Source organism: Bradyrhizobium sp. T-12 (assembly GCF_058314695.1).
Genome location: NZ_CM177756.1, coordinates 3,838,842 through 3,860,875, shown reverse-complemented (window position 1 = coordinate 3,860,875; position 22,034 = coordinate 3,838,842). Strand labels below are relative to the sequence as shown.

The 22,034-nt window shown below is 64.0% G+C and carries 27 protein-coding genes and 1 tRNA gene; 17 read left to right on the top strand and 11 right to left on the bottom strand.

Features of this window, described 5'->3' with window-relative positions; genetic code table 11:
* Positions 1-87 precede the first annotated feature (87 nt).
* A complete protein-coding gene (locus AC0WRY_RS18140) occupies positions 88-225 on the top strand; it encodes a hypothetical protein (RefSeq protein ID WP_194402184.1) in 138 nt (45 codons plus the stop codon).
* A 61-nt stretch (positions 226-286) separates the two neighbouring features.
* On the opposite strand, the gene AC0WRY_RS18135 is transcribed toward AC0WRY_RS18140, so the two are convergent.
* Entirely contained in the window at positions 287-475 is a 189-nt protein-coding gene (locus AC0WRY_RS18135) for a hypothetical protein (protein WP_194402183.1), read from the bottom strand.
* Positions 476-536: 61 nt separating this feature from the next.
* Between AC0WRY_RS18135 and AC0WRY_RS18130 the strand changes: the two genes are divergently transcribed.
* Together AC0WRY_RS18130 and AC0WRY_RS18125 are read left to right on the top strand one after the other, a co-directional pair.
* Complete coding sequence (locus tag AC0WRY_RS18130; RefSeq protein ID WP_194408502.1) at positions 537-851, top strand: hypothetical protein; 315 nt, start codon at positions 537-539, stop codon at positions 849-851.
* 330 nt (positions 852-1,181) lie between these two features.
* The gene (locus tag AC0WRY_RS18125) at positions 1,182-1,379 is read left to right on the top strand and encodes a hypothetical protein (protein ID WP_194402182.1); all 198 of its coding nucleotides are present in this window, start codon (positions 1,182-1,184) and stop codon (positions 1,377-1,379) included.
* A 15-nt stretch (positions 1,380-1,394) separates the two neighbouring features.
* On the opposite strand, the gene AC0WRY_RS18120 is transcribed toward AC0WRY_RS18125, so the two are convergent.
* A complete protein-coding gene (locus AC0WRY_RS18120; RefSeq protein WP_256438845.1) occupies positions 1,395-1,520 on the bottom strand; it encodes a hypothetical protein in 126 nt (41 codons plus the stop codon).
* Between the two features lie 87 nt (positions 1,521-1,607).
* Complete coding sequence (locus AC0WRY_RS18115; RefSeq protein WP_246776261.1) at positions 1,608-1,925, bottom strand: hypothetical protein; 318 nt, start codon at positions 1,923-1,925, stop codon at positions 1,608-1,610.
* Positions 1,926-2,120: 195 nt separating this feature from the next.
* On the opposite strand from AC0WRY_RS18115, the gene AC0WRY_RS18110 reads away from it, so the two are divergent.
* Positions 2,121-2,411: a hypothetical protein gene (locus tag AC0WRY_RS18110; protein WP_038946706.1), complete on the top strand. Its 291-nt coding sequence runs from the start codon at positions 2,121-2,123 to the stop codon at positions 2,409-2,411.
* An 81-nt stretch (positions 2,412-2,492) separates the two neighbouring features.
* Here AC0WRY_RS18110 and AC0WRY_RS18105 read toward each other — a convergent pair whose 3' ends face one another.
* The gene (locus AC0WRY_RS18105) at positions 2,493-2,657 is read right to left on the bottom strand and encodes a hypothetical protein (RefSeq protein WP_194402181.1); all 165 of its coding nucleotides are present in this window, start codon (positions 2,655-2,657) and stop codon (positions 2,493-2,495) included.
* 242 nt (positions 2,658-2,899) lie between these two features.
* Between AC0WRY_RS18105 and AC0WRY_RS18100 the strand changes: the two genes are divergently transcribed.
* From AC0WRY_RS18100 to AC0WRY_RS18080, 5 genes are all read left to right on the top strand, one after another.
* Positions 2,900-3,661: an SIR2 family NAD-dependent protein deacylase gene (locus tag AC0WRY_RS18100; RefSeq protein WP_194402180.1), complete on the top strand. Its 762-nt coding sequence runs from the start codon at positions 2,900-2,902 to the stop codon at positions 3,659-3,661.
* Positions 3,662-3,858: 197 nt separating this feature from the next.
* Entirely contained in the window at positions 3,859-4,521 is a 663-nt protein-coding gene (locus AC0WRY_RS18095) for a cold-shock protein (protein ID WP_194402179.1), read from the top strand.
* A 145-nt stretch (positions 4,522-4,666) separates the two neighbouring features.
* Positions 4,667-5,152, top strand: coding sequence for a DUF192 domain-containing protein (locus AC0WRY_RS18090; protein WP_194402178.1), 486 nt, complete (start codon positions 4,667-4,669; stop codon positions 5,150-5,152).
* A 97-nt stretch (positions 5,153-5,249) separates the two neighbouring features.
* Positions 5,250-5,326 (top strand) — tRNA-Pro (locus tag AC0WRY_RS18085).
* A 787-nt stretch (positions 5,327-6,113) separates the two neighbouring features.
* Positions 6,114-6,308, top strand: coding sequence for a hypothetical protein (locus tag AC0WRY_RS18080; RefSeq protein ID WP_194402177.1), 195 nt, complete (start codon positions 6,114-6,116; stop codon positions 6,306-6,308).
* Between the two features lie 84 nt (positions 6,309-6,392).
* On the opposite strand, the gene AC0WRY_RS18075 is transcribed toward AC0WRY_RS18080, so the two are convergent.
* Both AC0WRY_RS18075 and AC0WRY_RS18070 read right to left on the bottom strand, forming a co-directional pair.
* The gene (locus AC0WRY_RS18075) at positions 6,393-6,770 is read right to left on the bottom strand and encodes a translational machinery protein (RefSeq protein WP_246776260.1); all 378 of its coding nucleotides are present in this window, start codon (positions 6,768-6,770) and stop codon (positions 6,393-6,395) included.
* A gap of 189 nt (positions 6,771-6,959) precedes the next feature.
* The gene (locus AC0WRY_RS18070) at positions 6,960-8,123 is read right to left on the bottom strand and encodes an OpgC domain-containing protein (protein ID WP_194402175.1); all 1,164 of its coding nucleotides are present in this window, start codon (positions 8,121-8,123) and stop codon (positions 6,960-6,962) included.
* 256 nt (positions 8,124-8,379) lie between these two features.
* Here AC0WRY_RS18070 and AC0WRY_RS18065 point away from each other — a divergent pair, with 256 nt between their 5' ends.
* From AC0WRY_RS18065 to AC0WRY_RS18055, 3 genes are all read left to right on the top strand, one after another.
* Entirely contained in the window at positions 8,380-8,685 is a 306-nt protein-coding gene (locus tag AC0WRY_RS18065) for an ETC complex I subunit (RefSeq protein WP_014495449.1), read from the top strand.
* Positions 8,686-8,939: 254 nt separating this feature from the next.
* On the top strand, positions 8,940-9,431 hold the full coding sequence (locus tag AC0WRY_RS18060; RefSeq protein ID WP_194402174.1) for an Lrp/AsnC family transcriptional regulator: 492 nt from the start codon (positions 8,940-8,942) through the stop codon (positions 9,429-9,431).
* 277 nt (positions 9,432-9,708) lie between these two features.
* Positions 9,709-10,002 (top strand): DUF3551 domain-containing protein, encoded by a 294-nt coding sequence (locus tag AC0WRY_RS18055; RefSeq protein ID WP_194402173.1) that lies wholly within the window; start codon positions 9,709-9,711, stop codon positions 10,000-10,002.
* Between the two features lie 146 nt (positions 10,003-10,148).
* On the opposite strand, the gene AC0WRY_RS18050 is transcribed toward AC0WRY_RS18055, so the two are convergent.
* Positions 10,149-11,177: an AraC family transcriptional regulator gene (locus tag AC0WRY_RS18050; RefSeq protein ID WP_194402172.1), complete on the bottom strand. Its 1,029-nt coding sequence runs from the start codon at positions 11,175-11,177 to the stop codon at positions 10,149-10,151.
* A 100-nt stretch (positions 11,178-11,277) separates the two neighbouring features.
* Here AC0WRY_RS18050 and AC0WRY_RS18045 point away from each other — a divergent pair, with 100 nt between their 5' ends.
* From AC0WRY_RS18045 to AC0WRY_RS18030, 4 genes are read left to right on the top strand one after another with little or no spacing between them, the layout of a single operon-like run.
* Entirely contained in the window at positions 11,278-12,450 is a 1,173-nt protein-coding gene (locus tag AC0WRY_RS18045; RefSeq protein WP_194402171.1) for an isovaleryl-CoA dehydrogenase, read from the top strand.
* Positions 12,451-12,474: 24 nt separating this feature from the next.
* Positions 12,475-14,079, top strand: a complete 1,605-nt coding sequence (locus tag AC0WRY_RS18040) for a carboxyl transferase domain-containing protein (protein WP_194402170.1) — start codon at positions 12,475-12,477, stop codon at positions 14,077-14,079.
* 4 nt (positions 14,080-14,083) lie between these two features.
* On the top strand, positions 14,084-16,087 hold the full coding sequence (locus tag AC0WRY_RS18035) for an acetyl/propionyl/methylcrotonyl-CoA carboxylase subunit alpha (protein ID WP_491120218.1): 2,004 nt from the start codon (positions 14,084-14,086) through the stop codon (positions 16,085-16,087).
* A gap of 15 nt (positions 16,088-16,102) precedes the next feature.
* Positions 16,103-17,014: a hydroxymethylglutaryl-CoA lyase gene (locus tag AC0WRY_RS18030; protein WP_491120216.1), complete on the top strand. Its 912-nt coding sequence runs from the start codon at positions 16,103-16,105 to the stop codon at positions 17,012-17,014.
* A 159-nt stretch (positions 17,015-17,173) separates the two neighbouring features.
* On the opposite strand, the gene AC0WRY_RS18025 is transcribed toward AC0WRY_RS18030, so the two are convergent.
* The 4 genes from AC0WRY_RS18025 to AC0WRY_RS18010 all read right to left on the bottom strand — a co-directional run bounded on the left by AC0WRY_RS18025 (position 17,174) and on the right by AC0WRY_RS18010 (position 21,056).
* Entirely contained in the window at positions 17,174-18,100 is a 927-nt protein-coding gene (locus AC0WRY_RS18025) for a dihydrodipicolinate synthase family protein (protein WP_491120214.1), read from the bottom strand.
* A 74-nt stretch (positions 18,101-18,174) separates the two neighbouring features.
* Entirely contained in the window at positions 18,175-19,158 is a 984-nt protein-coding gene (locus AC0WRY_RS18020) for a TRAP transporter substrate-binding protein (protein WP_491120212.1), read from the bottom strand.
* 24 nt (positions 19,159-19,182) lie between these two features.
* The gene (locus tag AC0WRY_RS18015) at positions 19,183-20,448 is read right to left on the bottom strand and encodes a TRAP transporter large permease (RefSeq protein ID WP_194402165.1); all 1,266 of its coding nucleotides are present in this window, start codon (positions 20,446-20,448) and stop codon (positions 19,183-19,185) included.
* On the bottom strand, positions 20,448-21,056 hold the full coding sequence (locus AC0WRY_RS18010; protein ID WP_491123483.1) for a TRAP transporter small permease: 609 nt from the start codon (positions 21,054-21,056) through the stop codon (positions 20,448-20,450). The genes AC0WRY_RS18015 and AC0WRY_RS18010 overlap by 1 nt, the downstream gene beginning before the upstream one ends.
* A 233-nt stretch (positions 21,057-21,289) precedes the next feature.
* Here AC0WRY_RS18010 and AC0WRY_RS18005 point away from each other — a divergent pair, with 233 nt between their 5' ends.
* Entirely contained in the window at positions 21,290-21,973 is a 684-nt protein-coding gene (locus tag AC0WRY_RS18005) for a GntR family transcriptional regulator (protein ID WP_491120209.1), read from the top strand.
* Positions 21,974-22,034: the final 61 nt, after the last annotated feature.

The window sequence follows — 22,034 nt, the reverse complement described above, 5'->3', positions numbered from 1 at the left end:
GCCAGGGGACATCGCGCGAGGGACTGGACTTTTTGTTCTCATTTTGTTCTAGTGAGCCATCTTAGGTAGACAGATGGGAGGCGACTCATGACCGTCGAAAAGCAGCGCGAAGTGATCAGGCTCTGGAACGAACTCAGGAGGCTCGAAGGTCCGGCGGCCGAAGAGCTCCGCATTCAGATCCTGGAATGCTTCTCGGAGAAGGGCAAAGCGAAGCGGGCGGCTTGATCTGCGCCGATGGACACCGTCGCACATGCGGGAATGGAGGCGCAGGAACGAACCTGTGCCGTCAGCGTTCGGCCCGTATGACATGCCCGCGATGCGCCAAGCCGATGACGGCGGTTTCCGCCAACAGCTTTCGATGCGAGCCGTGCCGCGAGATCGTCATCGTGTTTGCGGTCGCCTCGAAATTCTTGTCGCCGAAGATTGTGTTGGCGACGAGTCCTGCCGCCGAAGACGTGGCGTCGCGCGCTTTCATCGATCGTTAGGAATCGCTTCGCGCTGATTTTTCCGACTCCGATTCGTTCTTCGAGAACGAAATGGAGTCGGATGCAGAACAAGCTGCGCCTGTTGGCAGCGATGCGGCCGCGCGTCTCAGAACAGGACAGCGTGAGGTCTCGCACAGTTCTCTCGGCGTCTACTCCGTAAGGGGTGAGGCGAGGGAGAGCGAGATGGATGAGTGCTGGTTTCTCGCCGAGATCGCAAAAGTGTTCTGGTATGATCGGCACCCGCGCACGCGCAAAGCCAGGCCGTCGGTGCCGCAGGTGCCACCGACGTCTGCTGATGCGGCGTCTTCCGATGCGACATTTCCTGAGACGATATCTCCCGATACGACATCGCCCGATACGCCGTGATCGCGTCGTGCCGCGCGCCGCTGGTAAGTTTTATTAAGACCTGCTCCGCGCCGGTTTCTTCGATTCCGATTCGTTCTTCGAGAACGAAAGAGTGTCGAAGCTGGAACAAAGCCGGTCGGCAAGTCGCGCTGGCGCAACCTCGGCTTCGCTATATCGAAAGCGGCTCGCCGCGAGCGGCGCTTTCGCGCAAATCCTAACGATCATTTGCGCGGAAGCCGATAACCCTATTCGGTTAGGTTAAAAGCCCAATCGCGTTGCGCTTGGCGCTGCTTGGGGTAGGTGTCTGGCAAGGACAAGCAAGAAACGACTTTGCCAAGAAGCAATTTTGTCATGACACCTTTTTCACAGCCTTCTTTTTACCAGGGCGACCGGCACACCTACCGGCGCGTCGCCATTGTCGGCACGCTGTTTTGTCTCGCTTTCGTGGTGGTCAGCTTCTCACTGCGGCCGCAGGTCGAGGACACGCGCGTCGCGGTCAAGGCCGATCGGCTGGTGCGCACGGCGGGCCAAGCGGCGCACGCCAATTAGATCGGCGCACGCCAATTAGCGGTCGTCGCTGTAGCTGCGATTGTCGGCGGCCTCGCGCGGGCACGCGGTGCCGCGCGAGGCGAGCGCCACGAAGCCGGCGTAGCCGGACAGGTTGAGCAAGACTTCGAGCCAGGCGGGCATGTCGGCCACTTCCACTTTACGTGAAGAGGATTCAACGTCCGCGCGTATTTCTGGTTCCATGCTCCCGCCGAAAAACTTCGAAGCAACTCAAACCGGAGAGGAGGGGTCGAGGCGGCGGCCGAGGGCCGCAACGGATTCGCTCGACGGCTTGTCTTTCAGGAACTCGGCGATGGCCCGCGCCAGCTCGCGGTCGCTCATCGGCGTCGGCGGCGGGTGCAGTGTGCCGACACCGAAGTTGCGGACGATCTCGTCGTAATGCCGATCGTCGGATCTTGGAACCAGTTTGCGGATACGGGCCAGCAAAGCGGATAATGGCAAACCTTCCTCCTCGATCGTCCGCCCCGCTGGCAGCCAATGTCGTGTGCTGCCAATTGCTCCCGTGAAACGGAAAAACCCCGCCGGCATCGCGGAGATGCCGACGGGGTCTTCGTGCTGTTGCCTCAACCCGGATGGCGGAGGCTCCCGCACTTGGAAGGGCAACGCGGACCCGGCGGTTTCGTTCCGGCCGCAGCCGATTTTTTTGCAGGGCCGGTTCCGCGCCCTGCGCGCAACTATCGCAGGCGCTCGTCGTTATCTCGGCAAGACGCGAAGGAGGAGAGCATGAAGAAGACACTGGCAGTTCTGGCCACCGTCGCAGCCGTCGGCGTGACCGCGGTTGCAGCCCCTGCACCTGCCGAGGCACGCGGGCGCGGCATCGGCCCGGGCCTCGCATTCGGCCTCGCCGCCGGCGCAATCACCGCGGGCGCGGTCGCAGCGTCCCATCCGTACGGCTATTACGGCCCTCGCTACGGCTATTATGACGGCCCCGACTATTATTACGGGCCTGGCTCCTACGCCTATTACGGCGGCGGACCGTACTACCGGCACCATCACCACTGGCGCCATTGGTAACGACTGACAAGCGTAACAAGCGAAAAGCCCGGAGCGATGCTCCGGGCTTTTTTCATGCGCATTATATTGATCAGATACGTCTTACGGCCAAAGCGAGGGCCGTTCGACCTTGCGGGCATTCTCAAGCGTCGACACGAAATACTCCTCGCGCTCGCGCTTGAACTTTTCCTGCGTGGCACGGAAGGCGGCGACACGGGCGGCGATCTCATCGCGCTCACGGGCTTTGCGTTGTTCGTCTTCGGTCATAGCCATCCCCTCGGGTTTACTAACTGAACTCAAGTACGCCGCCGCATCATCTTGAGTCGCATTCACGCATCCATTGATGCTCCTGAATGGGGCGTCAATGGGGAGGAGGCATTGCAGGATTGTGATAAGCGAGGGCCGGAAAAAATTGCCGAGCGCATCGCGTTAGCGCTTGATAAGAGCGTCAACAATCTTGCCGCTTGCGCATGTTGCTGCCAGGGCAAGACGAATCGGGGAGGCCGCGATTGATTGCATCGGATATTCAGAGCGGCGTTGAACGGCTCGGCGACATGATCGCCGAGGCAAAAGTCATCGTGCCGTTCACCGGCGCCGGCATCTCGACCGAATGCGGCATTCCGGACTTCCGCTCCCCGGGCGGACTTTGGACGCGCTATCGTCCGATCGAGTTCGGCGAGTTCGTCGCAAGCCGGCAGGCGCGGGACGAATCCTGGCGCCGGCGTTTTGCGATGGAAGAGGTGTTCGCGGCGGCAAAGCCCGGCCGCGGCCATCGCGCGCTCGCTTCGCTCTACCGCGCCGGCAAGGTTCCCGCCGTCATCACCCAGAACATCGACAATCTGCACCAGGCCTCCGGCTTCGCCGGCGAGCACGTGATTGAACTTCACGGCAATACCACTTATGCGCGCTGCATCGGATGCGGGCAGGCCTATCCGCTCGACTGGGTGAAGCGTCGTTTCGACGAGGAGGGCGCCGCACCCAACTGCGCCGCCTGCGACGAACCGGTGAAGACCGCCACGATCTCCTTCGGCCAGATGATGCCTGATGACGAAATGCAGCGCGCGACCGCGCTGTCGCAAGCCTGCGACCTCTTCATCGCCATCGGTTCCTCGCTCGTGGTGTGGCCGGCGGCGGGCTTTCCGATGATGGCGAAGAACGCCGGTGCACGTCTGGTGATCATCAATCGCGAGCCGACCGAGCAAGACGACATCGCCGACCTCGTCATCCATCACGACATCGGCGAAACGCTCGGGCCCTTTGTCGGCAATTGAGGCATCAATTTGATTCGCGGCTGTGCAAGCTGTTCATAGGTTCCGGCGAATCTCTTTTTTGTCTATGCCTCGCAACCGGGAGTGTTATCTTTTGAGTCGAAAGATTCGCGTCGCGTCCAGTTGAGAAGGTTCTCGAAAGACGCGTGATTCGACACCGCTGCTGAGGCGGGTCGCATGACAGTGTGGGGTCCGGGGTTATGGGGTCGTCGGACGGATTTGAGTCCAAAAAGCTCGGGGTTCCCGGGCAGGGAGTATCGCCCGGGCGGATCACGCCGGGTGAGCACGGCGGCGCCGGCCGCGACAGCGGCCTCAATCCCTTCAGCGGGTTGGGCGAAGCCAGCGCCAACCTCGTCGAAGTCCACGGCGTCATCAAATGGTTCGACGCCTCCAAAGGTTACGGCTTCATCGTTCCCGACAATGGCTGGCCGGACGTGCTCCTGCACGTTACCGTGCTTAGGCGCGACGGCTTCCAGACCGCCTATGAGGGCGCCCGCATCGTCGTCGAGTGCATCCAGCGCGCCAAGGGTTACCAGGCGTTCCGCGTGGTCTCGATGGACGAGTCGACCGCGATCCATCCGGCGCAGATGCTGCCGCCGCGCACCCATGTCACGGTCACCCCGACCAGCGGGCTGGAGCGGGCCCAGGTCAAATGGTTCAACCGGCTGCGCGGCTTCGGCTTCCTGACCTGCGGCGAGGGCACGCCCGACATCTTCGTGCACATGGAGACGCTGCGCCGCTTCGGCATGACGGAGCTCAGGCCCGGCCAGTACGTCCTGGTCCGCTTCGGGCCCGGCTCCAAGGGCATGATGGCCGCCGAGATCCATCCCGAGACCGGATCGCCGGGATTACAGTCGCACTAGGTGCGAGACGCACATTCGATTGTGCGCGAGCTTTCATCCCGCAATCGTGAGCAATAGAGGCGCGCCGGCAGGCCGGCGCGCCTCTGGCTTTTCCGGCGACCGCCGCGTAAGCACTCGTTCCAGTCCCACGCCTCGAGTGTCTCCCATGAATTTTGATCGAAAGGCTGTCCGGTCCGCTCTGAAGGGCTGGCTCGCCGCCATCCTCGTCATCACCGGCTGTGCCGTCGTCAGCGCGCCCGCCGGCGCCGCCAGCTTCCAGCCGCTGGAGATCGTCACCAAGAACGGCGTGCAGGTGTTCTCGGTCGAAATGGCGACCACCGAGGAGGAGAAGCAGACCGGCCTGATGTACCGCAAGGAGCTTGCGGACGGCAAAGGCATGCTGTTCGACTTCAATCCCGAGCAAGAAATCTCGATGTGGATGAAGAACACCTATGTCTCGCTCGACATGATCTTCATCGGCGCCAACGGCCGCATCCTGCGCATCGCCGAGAACACCGAGCCGCTGTCGACCAGGATCATCTCGTCCAAGGGGCCGGCCCGAGCCGTCCTCGAGGTGGTGGCGGGAACGGCGCAGAAATACGGCATCCGCCCCGGCGACCGCGTCGGCCACCCGCTGTTCGGCAGCAAATAGGGCCGGCCGGCGAGCGGCACCGGCAGCCGTGCTGGCGCTGGTTTGTAAGCTTGCTGGCGCCTTTGGAAGCGTGTATCGACGTGGCTCGCCGGACATTCGGGGTATAGCGCAGCCTGGTAGCGCGGCAGTTTTGGGTACTGCAGGTCGTTGGTTCGAATCCAGCTGCCCCGACCAGTCCCGACGTTGATTTTCCTGAATTTTTCGCTGCGGTTCTGACCTGATTCTGACAAGCGGTGCGTGACGCCGCTCCGCGACCTCCGTGCGAAGTTTCAAGGAATTGGGGCCGCTGGCCGGCATGGAATGGCCGGCGTCTCATCGAACCTTTGGCTGTCGCCGTAGACATATGTGTGTTGGGGATTTCAGCGCCCAATATCTAAACGGACGCCGCCAAGCGATGATATTCCGCTTGCGCGGCGTTGCGCTTTTCGGACGTCATTCCTGTGAGATCCGGCCAATCAACCCGATGCGTGCCAGCCCGCCGGAAACGGGACGAACGGCCAGACCATCTGGTTGTCGTTGGCGGCTGTCGGCGGGTCTTTCGCTGGTGTTCTCGCGATCGACGCAGGCGGCGCCGATCGCAGCGCCAGGCGCAGACGTGCACATTGCAAATTCATTGTGGTCGCCCTGACGATCTTCTCGAAAATTCAATCGCAAAATTGGACGTCAGCTCAATCAAATAACCACGCGCCCAAGACGGCACGGTCGTTCTCAAATCGTGCGCGCACTCTAGTTAAGTCGGCGCCGGCTTTCAACCGCTCTTGGCCATATGCCACGGGAGGTAAGGTTGACCGGTTAGGTTAAGGACGAGCGGCTGTTGCGGCCGCTCCGGCGATCATTATCAGATCGGTCTGGGCTCCCGACGGGGGCTGCAAACCGTGCTCTCACAAGACCACAATTCGTCGCGGCGTTCGCATCAGTTGAGGTCTGCGCCAGTGAGTTCTGCGTCAGTGAGTTCTATGCCATGTCTTTCGACCACAATCTCCGAACCGCCGGGCCGCAGTCGAGCTGGAGCGAGATCTGGCACCTCTGGACGGTGATCGTGCCCCGCCGCTCGATCAACGGGCAGCTCGTGTACGGCAAGGTCTGGCGTCGTCACGACGGCCGCGACTGGATCTACAAGAAATTCACGGAGTTCGACGGTGAGGAAGCGGCCTGACGCGATGAGCCCGCAATGAGCCATCACCGCGCCCCGGCTTGTTGCTGAGGCCGTCCGGCCCGGGCCGAATGCCGCTCGTCCGGACTATCCCGGTGCCTGCACGCGCGGCAGCGGCAGTTTGAAATGTCGTTTGGCGTAGGCGATGATTTCGGCGTCCGCGGGATGATCGGCCGCTTCCACCGCAGCAATGCGCTTGGCGATATCGGGCGCGTTGGCGCGAATGTGGTTGGCAAGCTCCGTCTTTGCACTCGCCGGGCCGATGAGGAGAATCTCCCCGGCATCGTCGAGGGCTTTGCTCACTTCAGCGTAGAACGCCTTGTCGGGCGCGGCGTGACCGCTCCCGACGGCGTTCGCTTTGTGATGAAGATGACGCGTCGCCATTTGCGGGTGCAACGTGATTTCGTCGGAGCCGCTCAGGCCGAGATGGAAGATCCTAGCCTGCGAATGGTCGATCCATACCACGGCGTGAAAATGAGAGGGCATGTGCTTTGAGCCTTGTCCGAGGGAAGCCGCCGACATCGGTGCGGCGGCGCCTGTCGCGACGACATTAGGCCGGTCGGCGCCACCCCCGGTTGACCCAGGTCAATCGATCCCGGTCGACGGCCGTCGGGCCGACCAAAACGGCGTGCTCCGAGCGGCAGCGTTCCCGGTTCAGCCCGCGGTGGCCGGCTTCGGCGGTGGCGGCTTCAGCGGCTTGTCCTGCTTCTTCGACCACGAGATGTAATAGGCCACCGTCGTCATGATCGCGATGCCGGCGACGCTGACGAAGATCTGCGCGAGCAGCGAGCCCGAGCTCATCGACAGCTCGAAATGGCCGACGAAGGACAGGAACACGCCGACGCAGAACACGGCGAGCGACTGCTGGCCGCAGACGATCAGGGGATCGAACACCTTCCATTCCAGCCCCGGCCATTCCTTCGGCACGAAGCGGATCACCAGGATCACGATCACGACGAAGTGGATGAAACGATAGGGCGCAAGGTTGGTCTTGTCGTTCGGGTTGAAGGCCGAGAACAGCCATTCCGGGAACAAGCCGCCGAAGGCGGGGAAGCGGCCCGCCATGGTCATGACCAGCGCGAACAGGAGATAACCGAGACAGAGATAGAGCGTGACCGGCGCGTTGATCAGCGTCATCGAGCGCCGCGCGCCGCCCATCGCACACCAGGCGCCGAACACGAACAACACCTGCCAGCAATACGGGTTGAAGTACCACTGGCCGGCCGGATAGGCGTTCAGATTCCAGCCGAAATGACGCGCGACCAGCCACAGCACGATCGACAGCACCATCGTCAGGTCGGGCTTGCGCAGCATGAACCACAGCACCGGCGGAAACAGTCCCATCAGCACGATGTAGAGCGGCAGCACGTCGAGATTGAGCGGCTTGAAGCGGAGGAACAGGCCCTGGCGCAGTGTCTCGGTGGCGTTGTCGACGAGGCCGGCGACGTTGAACTCGTTGATCATCTCGCTGTCGCCGAAGCGCAGCGCCAGATAGCTGATCGAGGCGATATAGATCACGAACAGGATGATGTGGGCGACGTAGAGCTGCCAGACCCGCTTGGTCAGCCGGGTGGCGCCGACGAGGAAGCCGCGGTCCAGCATCATCCGCGCGTAGACGAAGGAGGCGGTGTAGCCGGAGATGAAGACGAACAGATCGGCGGCGTCGGAAAAGCCGTAATTGCGCGTCGTGATCCAGTTCACGACGTTGTCCGGGATGTGGTCGAGGAAGATCGCCCAGTTCGCGACGCCGCGAAACAGGTCGAGCCGGAGATCGCGGCCTTTGTCGGGAAGCGTGGCGTTGATGTTCAGGAAGGCCATGCGAGGGGAGCTCTCGAGGGGGGCGGACAGGCTGAGGTCGGGGAGACGGTGCCGCCGGGCGGGATCCCGGCGCGGAAGGCGGGTACGCAATTGTCACGGTGCAGCATAATGACTATACCGTCGCAGAGGCTACGGGGACCGGAATCACCAAGCAGTTCCCAACCGGTGTCTCTATACTATCCCTGAGGTTTGCACCAACTGCCACCCTGACGCATCGAAATCGAACGAAAGACGAAAAGCGAGGCCCGGACCACCCATGACCGCACGCATTTTCAAGCCCGCCAAGAACGCGATGCAATCCGGCCGGTCCAAGACGAAGGAATGGCAGCTGGACTACGAGCCGGAGCAGCCGCGCTCGGTCGAGCCGCTAATGGGCTGGACCTCGTCGGGCGACATGAAGCAGCAGATCACGCTCCGCTTCCACAGCAAGGAAGAGGCGGTCGCCTATTGCGAGCGCAAGGGCATCGCCTACCAGGTCATCGAGCCGCAGGATTCGATCCGCCGCCCGGTCGCTTACGCCGACAATTTCTCGTTCCGTCGCGGCGAGCCCTGGACGCACTAACCACCTGCATCCACTTACGCCGAATTCGTCATGCCCGGCTTGGCCCGCCTGCGCGGCCGAAGCCGCTTCGGCGAGGCGAAGGTCGGACAAAGGCGAGCGGAAGCGACGCCGTCCTTCGGACGGCTATGCCCGCCATGACACTGAGAGGTATGCTGCTCGTACACGGGAGCGCCATGCGCAGCTCCAACCCCTTGGCACCAATTCCCCCGCGTGCTTCGCTGGCGGCCGTGACAGGCTCATGACGAGGGCAGGGGATGGCGGGGCGTGAGCAGCTCGACGGCGTCGATCTGAAGATCTTATCCGAGCTGCAGCAGGACGGGCGGGTGCGCAACAACGAGCTGGCGCTGCGCGTCGGCGTGTCCGCGCCGAACTGCCTGCGGCGGCTAAAATCGCTGTTCAGCCGCGGCGTGATCCGCGCGGTGCGGGCCGTCCTCGACGAGCGGCGGCTTGGCTATGAGGTGGTCTCGTTCGTCTCGATCCAGCTGGGCAGCCAGGCGCAGCCGGTGCTGGAGGCGTTCGAGAGCTCGATATCGGCGATCCCGCGCATCCAGCAGTGCTGGCGGATTTCCGGCGACACCGACTATCTCCTGAAATGCGTCGCGCCGAGCGTCGAGAGCATGCGCCAGCAGCTCCTGCATTTCGCGGCGATGCCCGACGTGAAGAACGTCCGCAGCTTCCCGGTGCTGGGTGTTGCCAAGGACGTGCCGCTGCCGTTGCAGGATGACGCGGCAGCGTCTGCGAGTTAGCAGGTCACGCTACCGGGCGAGCCGCATCGCATTTGAATCAATTGCGATGAAGTCGGAGGCGATCGTCTTCGGCCTGGCCGGCCTGCACATGCGCGTTGCATCGGCACTATATTGCTGATTAAATAACCTAACTGAGAAATGTGATTATCACATCCCTGCAATGCGCTGAACCGTGATTGATGGTTCCGTTGATTGGCCTACATGCGGGGAATGAGCGATCGACGCGCGTCGCATGTCGGGAGCTCTATGTGGGACTTCCCAACTAGGACAAGACAACATGACCTCGGTTTCGAAAACGTTCGCAGTTTCCGCCGCGACGCTGTTTGCGTCTGCGTTTCTGGTGCAGACGGCGCCGACTGCGAAAGCGGAAGATTATTGCATCACGAATGGCGCCCAGGCCGCTCACGGCTGCGGCTATCCGACGATGGAGGCCTGCCGCGCCGCTGCCGGCGGTATCGGTGGCGTGTGCGCGCAGAGCGGTGGCGCCAAGACCAACGACGCGCTGGCCTTCCAACCGAAGCAGGCAAAGCATCCCAAGCTTCGGCCCGGCGCGCAGACCAATTCGAATTGACCGGGTTCGGACTGGTGGCTTCGACCATTACGGCCTTCGGGATCATCCCGGAGGCCGTAAACGTCTGAGGGGCAGGTCGCTGCGGCGGAGCGCCCACGCCCCCGGCATCGTGCGGAAAGGCGCAATGCGCTCTTGCCGATGACCTCTCAGCGATACCGCCCGCGAAACTCGCGTGGGCTTGCGCCGGTCCAGCTGCGGAAGGCGCGGGAAAAGCTCTTCTCGTTGCGGAAGCCTGCGATCTCGGCGATCCGCTTGATCGGCGTGCGGCCGCGCATCAGCTCCTGCTTTGCCAATTCGAATTTCGCCTCCTCCTTGAGATCGCGCAGCGAGGTTGCTTCCTCGCGCAGGCGGCGATGCATGGTGCGGGTGGAGAGCGCAAGCTCGCTTGCGACATCCTCGGCGCCGAGGCTGCGTCCGCGCGCATGACGGAGCACGCGGCGGACACGCTCGACCAGCAGCCGGTCGCGCCGATAGGGCAGCACTGTCAGCCTGAGCGCACCCTTGAGCATGTTGTCGAGATCGCTCGGACTGCGCGTCAGCGGCAGCGAGAGATAGTGCTTGTCGAAGACGATGCGGGCGCGGTCGGCATCGAAACGGATGTTCCGGCAGAAGATGGTCGGATAGACCGAGACATGGCCGGGCTCGGCGTGCGGGAATTCCGCGGCGCGCAGCGCGATCCTGGAGTCGACGGCCCAACAGGAGAAGCCGAGCACGTAGCGAAGCAGCGTGACCAGGCAGAATTCGCGCAATGCCCCGAGATCGCGCAGCTCCCGGATGGAGACCTCCGCGGTCTCCTCGCCGACCTCGAGGTCGAGCAGCACGTCCTCGGTGATCAGGCGATGATGCCGGCACCAGCGCTTGAGCGCGACCTCCAGCGTCGGCGCCGTGATCGAGGCGCGGCACAGCATGCCGTATGTGCCGAACGGCAGGCGCCGCGAGAACCAGCCGAGCGCCTCGTCGTCGAGCTCGCGCATGGCATGGCCCGCCAGGGCCTCGAACTGGGCTGCCGTGATCCGCCCGTCCGGAGAATTGACAAGGTCTGGCGCTACCTGACCCCGGCTGAGCGCCTCGGCCGGATCGCGGCCGTACCGTTCGTAGGCGGCCACCACGCCGCGGACGAAGGCGGCAGGGGTGACGGCGCGGCGCGGGATCGCGGTTGCGGCTTGAAAGGGCATGGGAAAATCCTCGCCAAGTTTGGCGGAAAATGCAACCTTTTCGACCGCAGAAGGGCCCTGACCCCGCTAGGTTCGGTCCCCAAAATACGGAGGAATCGCCTTGAACATCCCGAGCATCGATTTCGATCTGGGCGAAGACATCGGCATGCTGCGCGACACGCTGCGCGCGTTCGTGGAGGCGGAGATCACCCCGCGCGCCGCCGAGATCGAGAAGGCCAATCTGTTCCCGGCCGACCTGTGGAAGCGTTTCGGCGACCTCGGCCTGCTCGGAATGACCGCGCCGGAGCAATATGGCGGCTCCAGCATGGGCTATCTGGCCCATATCGTCGCGATGGAGGAGATTTCGCGCGGCTCGGCCGCCGTCGGGTTGTCCTACGGCGCCCATTCCAACCTCTGCGTCAACCAGATCCGCCGCAACGGCAACGACGCGCAGCGCCAGCGCTATCTGCCGAAGCTGATCTCCGGCGAATATGTCGGCGCGCTCGCGATGTCGGAGCCCGGCGCCGGCTCCGACGTGGTCTCGATGAAGCTGCGCGCCGACAAGCGCGGCGACCGCTACTTGCTCAACGGCTCGAAGATGTGGATCACCAATGGCGGCGACGCCGACGTGCTGGTGGTCTACGCCAAGACCGATCCGGAAGCCGGCCCGCGCGGCATGACGGCCTTCCTCGTCGAGAAGGGCTTCAAGGGCTTCACCCACGGCCAGCATCTCGACAAGCTCGGCATGCGCGGCTCCAACACTTATCCGCTGTTCTTCGACGAGTGCGAGGTGCCGGAGGAGAACGTGATGGGCAAGGTGGGCGAGGGCGTCAGGGTGCTGATGTCCGGCCTCGACTATGAGCGTGCGGTGCTGTCCGGCGGCCCCCTCGGAATCATGGCGGCCTGCATGGATGCGGTGGTGCCCTACATGCACGAACGCAAGCAGTTCGGCCAGCCGATCGGCGATTTCCAGCTGATGCAGGGCAAGCTCGCGGACATGTATGCGACCTGGCAGGCCACGCGCGCCTATGTCTATGCGGTCGGGCGCGCCTGCGACCGCGCCGACCACGCGCGAACCCTGCGCAAGGACGCGGCTGCCGCGATCCTCTATTCCGCGGAGAAGGCGACCTGGATGGCGGGCGAGGCGATCCAGGCGCTCGGCGGCGTCGGCTACACCAGCGAATTCCCCGTGGGACGTCTGTGGCGTGACGCAAAACTCTACGAGATCGGCGCCGGGACTTCGGAAGTACGCCGCATGCTGATCGGCCGCGAACTGATGGCCGAGACGGCTTAAGACCTCCACACAATTGGGATCATCATGCCGCTTCATTCCAGCATCGATACCTCTTCATCTGACTTTGCGCGCAATGCCGAGGCCATGCGCGGCCTCGTCGCAGACTTGCGCGAGAAGCTCGCCCAGGTCGCTGGCGGCGGCGGCGAGGCTTCGCGCAACCGTCACACATCGCGTGGCAAGATGCTGGCGCGTCAGCGCGTCGACCTGCTGGTCGATCCCGGCACCGCGTTCATGGAGCTGTCGCCGCTCGCGGCCTACGGCCTCTACGGCGGCGACGTGCATTCGGCGAGCGTCGTGACAGGGGTGGGGCGCATCGCGGGGCGCGAATGCGTCATCGTCGCCAATGATGCCACCATCAAGGGCGGCACCTATTACCCCTTGACGGTGAAGAAGCATCTGCGCGCCCAGGACATCGCGCGGCAGAACAACCTTCCCTGCGTCTACATGGTGGATTCCGGCGGCGCCTTCCTGCCGCTGCAGGACGAGATCTTTCCGGACGAGCGGCATTTCGGCCGCATCTTCTACAACCAGGCGCAAATGTCCTCAGCTGGCATTCCCCAGGTCGCGATCGTGATGGGCTCCTGCACCGCCGGCGGCGCCTATGTTCCCGCGATGTCGGACGAGAGCATCATCGTACGCAACCAGGGCACCATCTTCCTCGGCGGCCCGCCGCTGGTGAAGGCCGCGACCGGCGAGGTCGTCAGCGCCGAGGAGCTCGGAGGCGCCGACGTGCATTCGCGGCAATCGGGCGTCACCGACCATTACGCCCAGAACGATGCCCACGCGATCGGTATCGCCCGGCGCATCATAGGGACGCTGAAGCCATCCACGCGGCCGAACCTCAACATGCACAAGCCGCGCGATCCGCTGTTTGCCGCGGAGGAGATCTATGGCGTGGTGCCGGTCGACGGCCGCAAGCCGTTCGACGTGCGCGACATCATCGCGCGTGTCGTCGACGGTTCCGAGTTCGACGAGTTCAAGAAGCTCTATGGCACGACGCTGGTGTGCGGCTTCGCCCATATCTGGGGCTATCCGGTCGGCATCATCGCCAACAACGGTATCCTGTTCAGCGAGAGCTCGCTGAAGGGCGCGCATTTCATCGAACTGTGCTGCCAGCGCGGCATTCCCCTGGTGTTCCTGCAGAACATCACGGGCTTCATGGTCGGCAAGAAATACGAGGCTGGCGGCATCGCCCGCGACGGCGCCAAGCTGGTGACGGCGGTTGCGACCGCCTCGGTGCCGAAATTCACCGTCGTGATCGGCGGCTCCTACGGCGCCGGCAATTACGGCATGTGCGGCCGCGCCTACTCGCCGCGCTTCCTGTGGATGTGGCCGAACGCGCGCATTTCGGTGATGGGCGGCGAACAAGCCTCGATGGTGCTGAGCCAGGTCCGCCGCGACAATATCGAGGCCAAGGGCGATAGCTGGTCGAAGGACGAGGAAGAGACATTCCGCAAGCCCATCCGAGACCAGTATGAGAGCCAGGGGCATCCGTATTACGCCACTGCACGGCTGTGGGACGACGGCGTGATCGACCCCGCCGACACCCGTCTCGTGCTCGGCCTTGGCCTCTCGGCGGCGTCGAATTCGCCGATCGAGCCGACGAAATTCGGCCTGTTCAGGATGTGATGCGATGGACCGCTCAAAGCTCTACCGGCGTTTTCGCACGCTCCTGATCGCCAACCGCGGCGAGATCGCCTGCCGCGTCATCCGCACCGCCCGCGCCATGGGCCTGCGCACGGTCGCGGTCTATTCCGAGGCCGACCGCGATGCGATGCATGTCGCGCTCGCGGACGAGGCCGTGCTGCTCGGGCCCGCGCGCGCCCGCGACAGCTATCTCAATATCGAGCGGCTGATCGAGGCGGCGCGCAAGACCGGCGCCGAAGCCGTGCATCCCGGCTATGGTTTCCTGTCGGAGAATGCCGAGTTCGCACAGGCCTGCTACGAATCCGGCCTCGTCTTCGTCGGCCCGACCGCCGAGATGATGAATGCGATGGGCTCGAAATCGGGCTCCAAGGCGCTGATGGAGAAGGCCGGCGTGCCGCTGGTGCCCGGCTATCACGGCGAAGCCCAGGACGATGCGACGCTGGCGAAGGCGGCCGAGAAGGTCGGATTCCCCATCCTTGTGAAGGCGTCCGCCGGCGGCGGTGGCCGCGGCATGCGCATCGTGCGTTCGGCAGACGAACTCGGGCCCGCAATCGTCAGCGCCAAGCGCGAGGCAAAGGCCGCGTTTGGCGATGACCGCATGCTGATCGAGAAATATGTCGACAATCCCCGGCATATCGAAGTGCAGGTGATCGGCGACAGCCACGGCAATCTCTTGTCGCTGTTCGAGCGCGAATGCACCTTGCAGCGCCGGCACCAGAAGGTGATCGAGGAGGCGCCGTCGCCGACGCTCAACGCCGCCCAGCGCGAGACCGTCTGCGCAGCCGCGCGAAAGGCGGCAGGCGCAGTGAACTATGTCGGCGCGGGCACGATCGAGTTCGTCTCCGACGGCAAGGACGTCTTCTTCATCGAGATGAACACGCGCCTGCAGGTCGAGCATCCCGTGACCGAGCTGATCACGGGCATCGACCTCGTCGAATGGCAATTGCGCGTCGCCTTCGGCGAGGCGCTGCCGCTCAAGCAGGACGAGATCAAGCTCAACGGCCATGCCGTCGAGGCACGCGTCTACGCGGAAAATCCGACCAAGAATTTCATGCCGTCGGTCGGCCGGATTTCGACCTGGCGGCTGCCGGAGGAAACCGGCGGCCTGCGCATCGATGCCGGCTATCGCGAGGGCGACAGCGTCTCGCCGTATTACGACGCGATGCTCGCCAAGATGATCGCATGGGCGCCGACGCGCGATGTCGCGATCGAGCGGCTGAACAGGGGGCTGGAAGAGTCCGACGTTCGCGGCATCGTCACCAACATCTCGTTCCTGTCGGCGCTGATGACGCACCCGAAGGTGCGGACCAATGCGATCGACACCGGCTTCATCGAGCGCGAGCTCGCCGTTCTGACGTCGGCGTCGCCGGCGCCCGGAGAACTCGAGCTGTGCGCTGCGGTGGCCGCTGTGATCAACGACGAGCGACAGGCATCGCAGGCGGAGGCGCATTCGCCCTGGCAAACATTCGGCTGGCAGCCGGTCGGCCGTCGCCAGCGCAGTTTTGCCTTTCGCGTCGGCCATGGCCACGAGCAGAAGATCATCCTGAACTACGGAAGCGGGCCGTCGACGCTGGTGATCGGGGAGCGCGAGCTGGCGTTCACGATTGCCGCGAAGGATGGCGGCTTCGATCTGACGCTGGATGGCGTGAAATCGTCCGTCGCGGCCGTGATCGACGGCCATGAGCTGTATCTGCGCACGCGCAACGGCCGCTTCGACCTGCATTGGGTCGATCCGTTCGGGGGCGAGAGCGAGGAGCACACCGGCGAGGACAAGATTGCGGCGCCGCTGCCGGGGACCGTTGTCGCCGTGCTGGCCGAGGAGGGGGCGACGCTCGAAAAGGGCGCACCGATCCTCACCCTCGAGGTGATGAAGATGGAGCAGACGCTGCGCGCGCCCTATGCCGGCGTGCTGAAGTCCGTCAAATGCAAGGTCGGCGACATCGTGCAGGAGGGCATCGAGCTTGCCGTGGTCGAGCCGTCGGAAGAATGACTTGGGGAGCGTGACATGAGCGACCAGGTCCGCATCGTCGAAATGGGGCCGCGCGACGGGCTTCAGAACGAAAAGGTTCCGGTCAGCGTCGAAGCCCGCATCGCCTTCATCGAGGCCCTGGTCGCGGCTGGCCTCGATACGGTCGAGGTCGGCGCCTTCGTCTCGCCCAAGGCGATCCCGCAAATGGCAAGCTCGGATGCCGTGCTGCGCGGTATCACCCACGTGACGGGCGCTGAATTCCACGTGCTGGTCCCGAACGAGAAGGGCTACGATGCCGCGCGCGCCGCGGGCGCGAAGGTGGTCTCGGTGTTCGCAGCGGCCTCCGAAGGCTTCTCGCGGGCCAACATCAATTGCACCGTCGCCGAGTCCATCGAGCGCTTCAAGCCGGTGCTGGCGCGCGCCAGGGCTGACGGCATACCGGTGCGCGGCTATATCTCCTGCGTGCTGGGCTGCCCGTTCGATGGGGAGATCAAGCCGAAGGCCGTCGCCGATCTCGCGCGCACGCTGTTCGACCTCGGCTGCTACGAGATCTCGCTCGGCGACACCATCGGCGTCGGCACGCCAGTCAAGGCGAAGGAGATGCTGCGCGCGGTTGCCGCCAACGTTCCCCCCGCAAAGCTGGCAATGCATTTCCACGACACTTACGGCCAGGCCCTCGCCAATCTCTATGCCGGGATGGAGGAGGGCGTCCGCGTCATCGATGCCGCGGCCGGCGGTCTCGGCGGCTGTCCCTACGCGCCGGGCGCGACCGGCAACGTTGCGACCGAGGACGTCGTCTACATGCTCGAAGGCATGGGCATCAGGACCGGCGTCGACATGGACAAGCTGCTGGCGGCGACGAACGCGATGGCCGGTGTGCTGAGCAAGCCGCCCGTGAGCCGCGTGGCGTCGGCGCTGAATGCGAAGAGGAAGCGGGCGGCTTCCTAGGTCGCCGTCATTGCGAGCGCAGGTGCCGTGGGTGGGCAAAGGCGTATCGCGCCGTGCCCACCATCTTCTCATGGTGGAGCCAGGTGGTGGGCACGCTTTCGCCTTCGCTCTTCGAGCTACGGCGGACAAGTCGTTTTGCCCACCCTAGGAGGCCTGCCCTCACGCCGCCTTCAGGCCGACATCCGGCAGGCGCGGCCGGTTCTTCAGCGCCTTGGCCATCATGGCCTCGACCTCGGCCTTCTCGTGCGGCAGCAGCGCGAGGCGGGGCGGGCGGGTCAGCGCGGTGCCGCGGCCCATGATGTGCTCGCACAACTTGATGCACTGGACGAGGTCGGGGCGCGCGTCGAGATGCAAGAGCGGCATGAACCATTCGTAGAGCGGCATGGCCTCGGCGAAGCGGCCTGCCTTGGCAAGGCGAAACAGCGTCTCGCCCTCACGCGGAAACGCATTCGACATGCCGGAGACCCAGCCCACCGCGCCCATGGCGACGCTCTCGACGATGACGTCGTCGAGGCCGGCGAACAGCACGAAGCGGTCGCCGACCATGTTGCGGGTGTCGATGAAGCGCCGCGTGTCGCCGGAGGAGTCCTTGAAGCAGACGACCGTTTCGACGTCCGCCAGCGAGGCCAGGATGTCGGGGGTGACATCGTTCTTGTAGATCGGCGGATTGTTGTAGAGCATCACCGGCAGGTCGGTTGCGCTCGCGACTGCGCGGAAATGCGCGGCGGTCTCGTGCGGCTTGGAGGAGTAGACCAGCGCCGGCATCACCATGACGCCGTCGATGCCGACGCGCGCGGCTTCCTTGGCGGTCTCGACCGCGAAGGCCGTGGTGAATTCGGCAATGCCGCACAGCACGGGCACGCGGCCGGCCGCGACCGATTTGGCGGTCTCCATGATCGCGACCTTCTCCTTGCGCTCGAGCGAGGTGTTCTCGCCGACCGAGCCGCAGACGATCAGGCCGCAGACGCCGTCGCGGATCAACCCGTCCATCACCTTGGCAGTTGCATCGATATTGAGCGACAGGTCGTCGTTGAATTGGGTCGTGACGGCCGGGAAGACGCCTTCCCAGGAAACGTGGCGGCTCATGAGTTCACTCCAAGTGTATTGCCGGCGGGGGGGCTGGGGCCGCCGGTCGTGGCGAAATAGGGATGACGGATGGTTCAGAGCGTCGCGCCGATCTTGCGCAGCTCGGCGAGGACGGGCGCCTTGGGCAGCCAGATCTTGTCGAACTCGGCAATGACGGCCTCGGTGTCGCCGGCCGGGACCTGGCGGATCGGGATCGGGGCGTTCTTGAAGTTCTCGATCAGCGTTGGCTCGTTGCCGGCCAACTCGTCGATCTGCGCGTCCAGCGTCGACTTCACCAGTTTGGTGATCAGCTCGCGGTCGGCTGGCGGCAGCGACTGCCAGACCCGGCCGGAGACGACGGCCGCCATCGGCATGAAGACGGCGTTCATCTGCAGAATGACCTTGGAGACCTTGTCGAAGCGCTGGTTCCAGGAGAATTCGAGATCGGCCTCGAGGCCGTCGACCTGGCCGTTGGCCATGGCGTCGAACACCTGCGGCGTCGGGATCGGGGTGGGCGCGGCGCCCAGCGAAGAATAGAAATCGCGATAGACCGGCGTCGGATTGATGCGCAGCTTCATGCCCTTGATGTCGGCGAGCGAATTCAGGTCCCTGGATGAGAACACCGCGCGCATGCCGGTGATACCCCAGCCGAGCCCGATCGTGCCGGTCTCCTGCGGCAGCACCTCGAACAGTTTGACCGCCGCCGGATGCCGCACGAATTTCGCGACCGCCGGCGTCGAGCGCACGATGTAGGGCGCGTTGATCGCAGCGATATGCGGCACGCGCGAGCCGAGTTCTGCTGCCTGGATGAAGCCCATGTCGAGCGCGCCGGACTGCAATTGCTGCATCATCGCGGTCTCGTTGCCGAGCTGGCCGGAGTGAAACACGGTCAGGGTCAGGCGACCATTGGAGGCGGCCTTGAGCTCGTCGCCGAACTTGAGCGCGGCCTTGTTCCAGGAGTGACCGTTCGGCGTGATCAGGCCCAGGCGGAATTCCTTGGCCTGGGCCAGCGCCAGCGACGGTGCGAACATTGATGCGGCAGCACTGGCGGCGAGAAAGCGGCGGCGTGACAACGGCATGGTCGGACTTCCTTTTGAACGAGCCTATTTGACGAGGATCAGCGAGAGCGAGGGGTAGAGCGAGAGCAGCACCAGGAGGACGCAGGAGATGACGAAGAACGGCAGCGTCACCATGAACATCTTGCCGGGCTTGGCGCCGGTGACGGCGGCCGCGACGAAGAAGCAGAGCCCGACCGGCGGCGACAGCAGACCGAGCACCAGGTTGATCACCACCACCACGCCAAAATGCCTGGGATCGATGTGATAGACCTCGGTCGCAACGGGCAGCAGGATCGGCACCGTCATGATCAGGCCGGGGATGCCGTCGATCACCGTGCCGATCACGAGCAGGATGACGTTGCAGATCAGCATGAAGCTGACGGGGTCTTTCGCTGCCGTCTGGATCCAGGCGGCGGTCTCCTGCGGCACCTTGCCGAAGATCAAGACCCAGGAGAACACGGCCGCGGCCGCCACCAGGAACAGCACGATCGCCGAATAGATCGCGCTGCGCAGCATCATCTGCGGCAGCTGGGAGAACTCGAATTCCTTGGTCCAGAACTTTCCGACCAGCGCGGCGGCGACCGCGCCGACGGCGGCGGATTCGGTCGCGTTGGCGAGGCCGCCAAGAATGGTGCCGACGATGACGATCGGGATCAGCAGCGTCGGTGACGTCCGCAGGATCGTCATGACGCGCTGGCGCGGCGTCTGATAATCCGCGCGCGGATAGTTGTAGATGTAGCCCATTAGCGCAATGACCAGGCAGAACATCACGGTGAGGATGACGCCCGGCACGATGCCGGCGATCAGCATGTCGCTGACCGAGACCTGCGCCAGCACGCTATAGACCACGAACATCACCGATGGCGGGATGATCGGACCGAGCATGCCGCCATAGGCGGTGAGGCCGGCCGCGAAGGTCTTGTCATAGCCCTTCTTCTCCATCTCCGGCACCATGATCTGCGCCATGATCGCGACCTGCGCTGTCGCCGATCCCAGGATGGAGGAGATGAACATGTTGGCGAGGATGTTGACGTAGGCGAGCCCGCCCTTGAGCGAGCCGACGAACGCCATCGCCATGTCGACGATGCGCCTTGTGATGCCGCCGCCGTTCATGATCTCGCCGATCAGGATGAAGAGCGGAATGGCGATCAGGCCATAGCTGTCGACGCCGCCGAACAGCTGCAGCGGGTAGGACTGGAACAGCACCGGATTGCCAGACGCCGCGATGTAGACAAGGCCGGCGAGGCAGAGGCAAAGGCCGATCGGCACGCCGACCAGCATGAATGCCATGAAGGCCGCTGACGTAACCATCAATTGACCCCGTCGAGCTCGGAGAGCTGAAAACCGCTCAGCTTCGTGCGCGGCACCAATCCAAGGTCTTCCAGGAGATTGGCGAGGCCGTGGATGGTCATGGACACCGCGAAGATCGGGAGCGTCAGGTACATCACCCAGGTCGGCCAGTTCAGCGTCTGGGTCCGCTCGGTGTAGAGGAAGTTGAAGGTCTCGCCTGCCAGCTTGCGCCCGTCGAAGCCGACGCGGGCAAGGCCGACCGGGTCCATCCAGAGCACGCAGGTGACGATCAAAGCGAGGCCGAACACGACGACGAGGCCGGTCGAGATCACCTTGGCGATCTTCTGGTGCTGCGGCGAAAGCCGCTCCGTCAACATGGTCACCGCGAAATCGAGCCGCAGCCGGGTCATCGCGGATGCCCCGATGAAGGTCAGCCAGACCACGCAATAGACAGCGGATTCGTCGATCCAGTAGATCGGGAAATGCGAGTAGCGGGTGACGACGTTCACCAGGATCAGGCCGGTGAGCAGATACATCAGGACCATCAGCGCCAGCCGCTCGAAGGCGAGGAGGGCGCTCGACATCCGGACGATCGTACGTCGGACGCTAAGCGCGCGCGTGGCCGGCATCGTCTGCTCGATCATGAAGGCCCCAACCCCCGAAAGATTTATCGTGCGATTGGCAAATGTATAATTTATACATTTTGGGAGTCAAACAGAGATTGCGGTCATTTCGGCGTCACCCCGCGCTTTTGCTGAGCATCTCGTTTTTGCGGCCTGCTTGGCTTTTGCTGGGCACCCCGCCATGCAAGACAGGGACCGCGTCGACTGAGCGAGTCGAAAAAAGGACAACAGAAGGTCAGATGAAGCAGCCTCTGAAGCATCGCACCCTGTCGGCCGCGATCGTCGACCAGCTCAGGCAGGCGATCCTCGACGGCACCTATCCGGCGGGATCGCAGCTGCGCCAGGACGCGCTCGGCGAGGCCTATGGCGTCAGCCGCATTCCGGTCCGCGAAGCGCTGTTCCAGCTCGAGGCCGAAGGCTTGGTGCGGATCGTGCCGCAGAAGGGCGCCATCGTCTCGGAGCTGTCGCTGGACGAGATCAACGACGTGTTCGATCTCCGCTGCATTCTGGAGCCGCGCCTGCTGGCGCAGTCGGCGCCGCGCTTCACCGCTGACGATTTCGACGGACTCGACGACATCCACAGGAGTTTCGAGAAGGCAATCAAGGCACGCAACGTCAGCGAATGGGGGCAGCTCAACGCCGACTTCCACATGGCGCTCTACGTCCACGCCCCGCAGCCGCGCACCCGCGCGATCGTGCTGTCGCTGCTCCAGACCAGCGACCGCTACACGCGCCTGCAGCTCTCCAACACCAAGGCGATGGGCACGGCCGAGAAGGAGCACGCCGAGCTGATCGCGCTCTGCCGCGCCGGAAAGGTAGAGGACGCCTGCCGCTTCCTGGAGCGGCACATCGAGGCCGTGCGCAAGGATCTGTTGCAGGTTGTGGCGAACGCGCCGAAAGCGCGGCGGAAGGAGAAATCGTAGGATGGGTTAAATTAGCGAAGCGTAACCCACCACTGTTCATCTCTCAGGAGAGAGAAGAGGT